The organism is Rhodoblastus sp. (genome assembly GCF_041915505.1).
Taxonomy (GTDB): domain Bacteria; phylum Pseudomonadota; class Alphaproteobacteria; order Rhizobiales; family Beijerinckiaceae; genus Rhodoblastus.
Genome location: NZ_JAYSBG010000121.1, coordinates 2,719 through 9,559 on the forward strand (window position 1 = coordinate 2,719; position 6,841 = coordinate 9,559).

General features: G+C 66.7%; 8 protein-coding genes and 1 pseudogene. 4 read left to right on the plus strand and 5 right to left on the minus strand.

Going from position 1 to position 6,841, the window contains the following annotated elements; all coding sequences use genetic code 11:
• Window positions 1-238 (minus strand): annotated as a pseudogene (locus ACE3S9_RS09540) (hypothetical protein); the annotation flags it as partial.
• Between the two features lie 275 nt (window positions 239-513).
• Between ACE3S9_RS09540 and dapA the strand changes: the two are divergent.
• The 4 genes from dapA to ACE3S9_RS09560 are packed head-to-tail and all read left to right on the plus strand — an operon-like array spanning window position 514 to window position 3,481.
• On the plus strand, window positions 514-1,410 hold the full coding sequence (gene dapA, locus ACE3S9_RS09545; protein WP_374546221.1) for a 4-hydroxy-tetrahydrodipicolinate synthase: 897 nt from the start codon (window positions 514-516) through the stop codon (window positions 1,408-1,410).
• Between the two features lie 33 nt (window positions 1,411-1,443).
• Window positions 1,444-2,091: an FMN-binding negative transcriptional regulator gene (locus tag ACE3S9_RS09550; protein ID WP_374546222.1), complete on the plus strand. Its 648-nt coding sequence runs from the start codon at window positions 1,444-1,446 to the stop codon at window positions 2,089-2,091.
• Window positions 2,084-2,560 (plus strand): SsrA-binding protein SmpB, encoded by a 477-nt coding sequence (gene smpB / locus ACE3S9_RS09555; protein WP_374546223.1) that lies wholly within the window; start codon window positions 2,084-2,086, stop codon window positions 2,558-2,560. The genes ACE3S9_RS09550 and smpB overlap by 8 nt, the downstream gene beginning before the upstream one ends.
• Window positions 2,561-2,608: 48 nt before the next feature.
• On the plus strand, window positions 2,609-3,481 hold the full coding sequence (locus tag ACE3S9_RS09560) for an alpha/beta fold hydrolase (protein WP_374546224.1): 873 nt from the start codon (window positions 2,609-2,611) through the stop codon (window positions 3,479-3,481).
• A 12-nt stretch (window positions 3,482-3,493) separates the two neighbouring features.
• Here the strand turns inward: ACE3S9_RS09560 and ACE3S9_RS09565 are convergent, their stop codons facing one another.
• From ACE3S9_RS09565 to ACE3S9_RS09580, 4 genes are all read right to left on the minus strand, one after another.
• A complete protein-coding gene (locus tag ACE3S9_RS09565; protein WP_374546225.1) occupies window positions 3,494-3,784 on the minus strand; it encodes a hypothetical protein in 291 nt (96 codons plus the stop codon).
• A gap of 105 nt (window positions 3,785-3,889) precedes the next feature.
• A complete protein-coding gene (locus ACE3S9_RS09570; RefSeq protein ID WP_374546226.1) occupies window positions 3,890-5,392 on the minus strand; it encodes a murein L,D-transpeptidase family protein in 1,503 nt (500 codons plus the stop codon).
• Window positions 5,393-5,615: 223 nt separating this feature from the next.
• The gene (queE, locus tag ACE3S9_RS09575; RefSeq protein WP_374546227.1) at window positions 5,616-6,248 is read right to left on the minus strand and encodes a 7-carboxy-7-deazaguanine synthase; all 633 of its coding nucleotides are present in this window, start codon (window positions 6,246-6,248) and stop codon (window positions 5,616-5,618) included.
• 66 nt (window positions 6,249-6,314) lie between these two features.
• The coding region (locus tag ACE3S9_RS09580) for a nitroreductase family protein (RefSeq protein WP_374546228.1) at window positions 6,315-6,841 on the minus strand (527 nt) is incomplete at its 5' end.

Below are 6,841 nucleotides of genomic sequence, written 5' to 3' on the forward strand. Positions count from 1 at the left end.
CGGAATCGTCCGGCGCGGCCGCCTCCGGCGACGGATCGCCCGGACGGGCGTCGCCGTCGCGCGGCGTCTCGGGCGCGAGCGACGCCTGCGGGCCGAAGCCGGAAGAAGGGGCCGGCGCGGGAGGATGGACCGGGATCGGGACATGGCGCGCGATCTGGCGTTCGGCGGGAAGCAGCAGACAGACTGCGGCGGCGAAAACCGCTCCGGTCCATCTTCTGTCCAAACGAATGATCCGCATCCAAATATCCCGTTTTACGCCAAGTCACGGCTCACGCCGCGATTCAAGTCACGACTCACGCCGCGGTTCGAGTCGCGGCTCGAACCGCGCGATTCAGACTGCGCGCATGGAATTAACGACGGGTTAACCAATCGCAGCGGCCGCAATTTCCGCTTTCATCGCGACGAGCGTCACGCGCCCCTTCCCGTCGCCGCGATCAACCGTTATGAGTGACCCGGGCAAATAACCCGCCAAAAGCGGCGCGCATGCGGCGCAAAGCAGGACGGAAAAAGGCGATGGCGACAGGTACGCGACTTCGGGGTTGGATGACGGCGCTGGTGACGCCCTTCAAGCAGGGCGCCATCGACGAGGCCGCCTTCCGCGCCCTGATCGACTGGCAGATCGAAAACGGCATCCGTGGTCTGGTCCCGGTGGGCACCACGGGCGAGAGCCCGACCCTGTCGCATGGCGAGCACAAGCGCGTCGTGGAGATCGCCGTCGCCGAGGCCAAGGGCCGTGTCCCGGTGATCGCCGGCGCCGGCTCCAACAACACCAGCGAGGCGATCGATCTCGCCGTCCACGCCGAAAAGGCCGGCGCCGACGCCGTGCTGGTGGTCACGCCCTATTACAACAAGCCCAATCAGGAGGGCCTGTTCCAGCATTTCAAAGCGATCGACGCCGCCATCGGCATTCCGATCATCATCTACAACATCCCGCCGCGCTCGGTGATCGACATGTCGGTCGAGACGATGGCGCGCTGCTTCGGCGAATTGCGCAATATTGTCGGCGTCAAGGACGCCACCGGCAATGTCGGCCGCATCTCGCTGCAGCGCCACGCCATGGGGGCGGATTTCCTGCAATTTTCCGGCGACGACCTGACCGCCTTGTCCTGTTTCGCGGCCGGCGCCGTCGGCTGCATTTCGGTGGTGTCCAATGCGGCGCCCCGCCCCTGCGCCGACCTCTGGGAGGCTGTGGAAGGCGGCGATTACGCCAAGGCCCTCGTCCTTCAGGACCGCCTGATTCCGCTGCATACGGCGACCTTTTTGGAAGCCGGCGTCACCGGCGCCAAATCCGGCCTGAGCCTGCTCGGCCGCGCCAACGACGAGGTCCGGCTACCGCTGGTCCCCTCGACCGACAAGACCCGCGCGGCGATCCGCGAGGCTTTGGTTCACGCCGGCGCATCGCCGGCGTGACCGCCCCCTGAAAGACCGTCGCAAAGCGCCGCCATGTACGAACCAGCTCCTTTCCGCGTCGAAGACAGGGCGGACATGATCGCGCTCATCCGGGCTCATCCGCTCGGCCTGCTGGTGGCGTCCCGCGCCGATGGCTTTTTCGCCAGCGCGGACCTGGTTCCCTTCCTGATCGACGACGAGGGGCTTTTCCTGCGCGCCCATGTCGCGCGGCCCAATCCGCTGGCGCAAACCCTGGCCGAGCCACGCGCGGTTCTGGTCATCTTTCAGGGGCCGCAGGCCTATATCAGCCCCAGCCATTACCCTTCGAAACAGGCGCATGGCCGCGTCGTGCCGACGTGGAACTATGCCATGGTCCAGGCTGAGGGCGTTGCGCGGCTGCGCGACGAGGCCGACTGGAAGGGCGCCCAGGTCGCGGCGCTGACCGACAGCCAGGAAGGAACGCGGGCGGCGCCCTGGGCGGTGTCGGACGCGCCCGAGGCCTTTGTCGCGGCCCAATTGAAGGGCATTGTCGGAATCGAGATCGAGATCGCCACCCTGAAGGGGAAATACAAACTGTCGCAGAACCGCGACGCCGCCGACCACGACGGCGTGATCGCAGGCCTCGCGGCGGAGGAATCGTCGGCCGGCGGCGCCATGGCGCGCCTCATGGCCGCGCGGAAGGAGCCCGAGGCCCGTGGCTGAGAAAACGCCGACCAATTTCCGGATCGTCGCGGACAACCGCAAGGCGCGCTATCATTACGAGATCGGTGAGACTTTCGAGGCCGGCCTGGCGCTGACCGGCACCGAGGTCAAGAGCCTGCGGACGGGACGCTCCACCATCGCCGAATCCTACGCCAGCGTGGACCCACGCGGCGAGATCTGGCTCGTCAACGCCAATATTCCCGAATATCTCGCGGGCAATCGTTTCAATCACGAGCCGAAGCGGCTGCGCAAATTGCTGCTGAAGCAGCGCGAAATCGCAAAACTTTCTCAGGGCGTCCAAAGAGAGGGCATGACGATCGTGCCGCTCAAGCTATATTTCAACGCCCAGGGTCGCGCCAAGATCGAGATCGCTCTCGCCAAAGGCAAGCAGATGCACGACAAGCGCGAAACCGAAAAACAGCGCGACTGGAACCGGGAAAAAAGCCGGCTCCTGAAACAGCGCGACTGACGCGGCGCGCCCCGGGGCGACCGCGTTCGAAAAAGGCGGGAGCAGCGCGTGAGCGAGAATTTACAGAGCCGGTTTTTCCAATCCAGCGACGGATTGAATCTGCACGCCCTGGTGTTCGGCGACGAAACCGGGGCCGCGCCCGTCGTCTGTCTGCCCGGCCTGACCCGGCCGGCGCGCGACTTCGTGGTGCTGGCGCTCTTCCTCAACATCCAGACCCATCGCCGGATCATCAGCGTCGATTATCGCGGGCGCGGCGGCTCGGATTGGGACCCGGACTGGACCCATTATTCCTTCCCAACCGAATTCGCCGATATCCAGACCGTATTGGAGTCGCTCGAAATTTCATCGGCGATCTTCATCGGCCTGTCGCGTGGCGGCCTGCACGCCCTGACCCTGGCGAGCACGCGGCCCGGCCTCGTCAAGGCGCTGATCCTCAACGACGTCGGGCCCCAACTCAACCCGGCCGGCCTCGCCAATATCAAGAATTACATCGGCCGGCTGCCACTGCTGCGCGACCTCGACGAAGCCATCGCCCATTATAAGAACGTGATGGGGCAACGCTTTCCGGGCGTGCCGGACGAGCAATGGCGGTTCTATGCGGAAAATTCGCTGAACGTCACGCCGGAGCGGCTACGGCTGTCCTATGATCCGCAACTCGCGCGGACCATGGAAAATTTCGACCCTGCGGCGCCGCTGCCGGATTTTTGGCCGCATTTCTGCGCGCTGGACGCGCCGATCCTGGCCGTGCGCGGCGAGAATTCGGACCTGCTGACCCCGGAGGTTCATGCGGAAATGGCGGCGCGCAATCCGCGTTGCCAGACCTACGTCGTGCCCGGCCAGGGCCACGCGCCGCTGCTGCTCGATCTGCCGACCCTGGCCCGCATCGCCGACTTCATCAACGAAGTCGACTCTTTCTGCTGACGGCGAGGCCGCTCAGGCCTCGCGCACGCCGGTGAAATCGGTCGCGCCGAGCGGCGAGGTGAACGTGCCGGCAAGCGCGTCGCCACTGGCCTTGACGCTGAAGCCGATCGCGAAATTGCCCATCGGCGTCGGGACATTGGCGCTGAATTCCGCCGTATCCTCGGTCACGTTGAGATCGCTGAGCGGCGCTTCGCCGATCGGCGAAATGAGGCCGCCCGTGCCGTCGGCGTCGATCCGCAGTGAAGGGGTCTGAACGCCGAACGGCGTTTCAAGCGTCAGTTTCCACGTGCCGACGATGCTCATACTGGCGTCCTTTGCCCAAAAGTCCGCCCGCGACTCGCAGGGCGGCGCGGGCGGCAGGATCATAACGGGACGCGCCCTCGCCCGCCAGATGGCGGACGGCCAATCTTACCAGCCGGCGATGCGGGCGCAGGAGCCGGCGGCGGCGCCGAACTCGTAACGGTCACCGCAGGCATAGGCCACCGGCGGGACATGGCTGCGCTCGAACAGGTCATAGCCCTGTTTCAGATTATGCCAGAAACTCGACCAGTCCCGTTGCGGCGGCGCGTTGGAGGTCGCCAGAAAGGCCATGAACTGCGGCTTGGGCGAGCTTTCGCGGGCGATCGCCTCCTCCGACATGCGGAAGGGGAAGATGTGCACCGGCACTTCCTTCTGGCCGTTGCGCAAAGCCGCCTCGACAATGCTGTAGATCTCATCGATGCCGCCATTGGTCATCGCGAAACAGCCGACCGATTTGCAATCGCCATGGACCATGACGGCGCTGCCGGTCGAACCCTGGCGGCGGTCATAGGCGTTGGGATAGCCGACGTCGAAGGCCAGATGATAATGGGAATTCGGATTGAGCTGGCGGGCCGAGACCGAATAGAAGCCCTCGGGCGATTGATAATCCGCCTGCCGGGTCTTCGGGCCGAGCTGGCCCGACCATTTACAGACCGGATAGGACTTGTAGAGCGCGTAATTGTCGCCGCGCTTCATCCACAACTCCAGCAGCCCTTCCTTCTTGAAGATGCGAACATAGACCTGCTGGCCCTTCTTGAAGCCGCCGACCTCGCCGCCGGAATCGGGCGAGATCGTCGGCGGGGCGGAAGGCGTCACGGCGGCGCTGGCGCCGCCGACCGAGGCGGTGACCGCCGCCAGAGCATTGGCGACGCTCGGGAACGAGCCCTGCGAAGAAGCCGCCGCAACCGAAGCGGCCGGCGGCGAAACGACGGGCTTTGCCACGGGCGCGCTGGGCGCAGGGGCCGACGCAGCGGCGGCGACCGGATTGGCCGGCGCCGCGCCAGCGGGCGCCGCGACCGGCTGAGGTCCCGTTCCCGGAACCGGCGGAATGTCCGGCAGCGCCGCCACGACGGCGGGGGCCTTCAGCGACGCCGGGCGAACCGGCGGCAGCGGCGCCGGCTTGCCGTGGAACAAGGTCGACGACGCGTCGGCCGGTTGCGGCGCGGGCGGAAGGGCCTGCTGATCGGCCTGCGGCCCGAGATCGCTCTCCTGCAGCAGGGATTCGATATCGCGCGGCTCTTCGCGACGAAGCTCCATCGGCGTCGCCAGGGCGATCGAGGAGGAAAAGAACGGCTTGGGGTCCGATTCGAGGCTGGCCAGCACCATCGGGCGCGCTGCAGCGGGCGCGGGAGCAGGGGTCGGGGCGGGCGCCACGGCGGCGGATTGGACGGGCGCAGCGTTGGCCGGCTCGGAAGTCGCGGTTTCAGCCGGAACGGCGGCCGGGGTCGGCTCGACCGCCGCGACCGCGGCGGCGGGAATGGTTTCGGCGGCGGCCTCGGCACCGGCTTCGGCCTGCATCGCCGCCTGGTAAGACAGGAAGGCGCCCAGGCCCAGCGACGCCACGCAGGCGGCTGAAAGCCCGAGGAAGCGCATCCATTTGCTATGCTTCACGGCAATGGCCTCCCGCTTCGGGAAAGAACGAAAAACGCCGCAACCTGCACCTCACGTCGCCGCCACGCCAAAAAGCCGCGCGCGAACTACGATAAGCATAGCATCCTGCGCGGAGCTGGCCCGGACGCAAATCAAATCAGCGCCTTGCCCCGGTCAAGCGGCGCTGTTTTTTCACAACCATTGTTTTTTGGCAACAGTCGAGCCGAAGTTTGCGAACGCGCGTTCAGGGAATCCCGATCATCTTGTGGGTCTGGAGACTCAGCCGCCAGCGGGGATGGCTCAGGCAAAAGGCGATGGCGGCGGCCGTATTGCGCTCTGATTCGGCGCCGTCCATCGGCTGCAGATAGAAACGCTCGAAATCCAGCCCCTCGACATCCGCCGGCGCGAGTCCCGGCTGCGGATAGATCAGTTTCAGCTCCTGTCCGCGCCTCGCCCGCAGCGGCGCGCCGGCCTTCGGACTGACGCAGAACCAGTCGATCCCCGGCGGCGGCTCAAGCGTCCCGTTGCTCTCCACCGCGACGAAAAAACCGCGCGCATGGGCCGCGTCGATCAGCGCCGCATCGAGCTGGAGCAGCGGTTCCCCTCCGGTGAAGACCACGCAGCGCCCCTCGCGGTCGTCGCCCCAGACCTCGGCGAGACGGCGCGCCAGAGCGGCGGCGTCCGGAAAGCGCCCCCCACCCTCGCCGTCCACGCCGACGAAATCGGTGTCGCAGAAATCGCAGACCGCCTCGGCGCGGTCGGCCTCGCGGCCGCTCCACAGATTGCAGCCCGCAAAGCGGCAGAACACGGCCGCGCGCCCGGTCTGGCCGCCCTCGCCCTGCAGGGTCTTGAACATTTCCTTGACGTTATAAGACATCCCGGCTCCCTCGCGGCGGTTATAGCGCTTATCCGCGAGCAGCGCCGGGAATTTCCGAGGCGCGCCTCACAGCTCCGCAGGAAAGCCGCCGGCGAAGACGATTTCGGCGATGGTCTTGCGGGGATTGGGCTTTTCCAGCGGCTGGCGATCCTCCGGCAGGCGCGACGGATCGCCGCGTTTGCCGATCGCGACCACCACTTCGAGCTTGAGGCTCTCCGGGGCGCCGGTCGCGGCCCGCGCATTGTCCTTGTCGAATCCGGCCATGGCCCGCGTGGTCCAGCCCAGCAGCGCCGCCTGGAATGCGAGGCTGGCCCAGGCCGCGCCGGTATCGAAGGAGGCGCTGGCCGGTTCGATCGGCGCGCTCTGCCCGGACGGTGTGAAGCGCGCCTTGCTGGCGACCAGCACCAGAGCCGAGGCCTCGCCGGCCCATCCCCGATTGTTCTCGCTGAGGCAGGCGAACAGCTTGTCGAAGGCCGGCTCACCGCGCCGCGCGTAAGCGAAGCGCCACGGCTGGGAATTATAGCTGGAGGGCGCAAAACGCGCCGCCTCGAACAAGGCGAACAGGACTTCGTCCGGGATCGGCTCGCCGGTCA